We start from the raw sequence: 1,172 nt of genomic DNA on the forward strand, positions 1-1,172 counted from the left end.
GGTTGAAGCTGCGCGGCGAAGTGTTCAGGCCGATGGCTTTTTCGATTGCCAGCCACATGCCGTGCCAGGCGCCCCAGACGATGTAGGTGATGTTCGCGCCGTGCCACAGACCACCGAGCAGCATGGTCAGGAACAGGTTGCGATAGGTCATCAGCGTGCCTTTACGGTTACCGCCGAGGGTGATGTACAGGTAATCACGCAGCCAGGTGGAGAGGCTGATGTGCCAGCGCCGCCAGAACTCGGTGATCGACTGGCTGACGTACGGCTGTTTGAAGTTTTCCATGAAGCGGAAACCCATCATCAAGCCCAGGCCAATCGCCATGTCGCTGTAGCCGGAGAAGTCGAAGTACAGCTGTGCGGTGTAGGCCAGGGCGCCGAGCCAGGCATCGCCCGTGGTCGGGTTCTGCAAGGCGAAGCAATGGTCGGCGACCACCGCCAGGGTGTCGGCGATGAACACCTTCTTGATGAAACCCTGCATGAACCGCGTGGCACCTTCGGAGAACTTGTCGAGGGTGTGGGTGCGGTTGTTGAACTGGTCGGCCAGGTCGCGGAAACGCAGCACGGGGCCCGCGATCAAGTGCGGGAAGATCGCTACGAATGCGGCAAAGTCGATCAGGTTGCGGGTGGCCGGGGTATCGCCGCGGTAAACGTCGATGATGTAGCTGATGGACTCGAAGATGTAGAACGAGATCCCGATCGGCAACAGTACGTGGGTCAGGATGAACGGCGACAGACCGACCGAGGTCATCATCGCGTTGATGCTCTCCACGCCGAAGTTGGCGTACTTGAAGTAGCCCAGGATGCACAAGTCCACCGCGACGCCGAGCAGCAGCCAGCGCTGGGCCGGTTTGGTCCGGACACCGGCGGCGCCAACTTTCAGGCCGATCCAGTAGTTCCACAGCGTGACGGCTGCGAACAACGCAAGGAAGTCCACACGCCACCAGGCGTAGAACACGTAGCTGGCGATCAGCAGCAGCAAGTTGCGATAGCGTTGCCCGCTCAAGTAGTACAAGCCGAGAAAGATCGGCAAGAACAGAAACAGGAACACGTTGGATGAAAATACCATCCTGATCTCTCCATGTTTAACCAACAGTCAAGGGCCAACGGCCCCCCCAAACCCCCCACGAAAATCCGGGGTGGTTGTATTGCATGCTGTGCACTTACCTGTGGCG

Annotated in this window: 1 protein-coding gene; it reads right to left on the reverse strand. The window is 59.3% G+C overall.

Features of this window, described 5'->3' with window-relative positions:
• Window positions 1-1,066, reverse strand: a 1,066-nt coding sequence (locus AC1DLB_RS30485; RefSeq protein WP_477786341.1) for an MBOAT family O-acyltransferase, incomplete at its 3' end; no start/stop codon positions are given.
• Window positions 1,067-1,172: the final 106 nt, after the last annotated feature.

The organism is Pseudomonas sp. 05N434 (assembly GCF_056396965.1).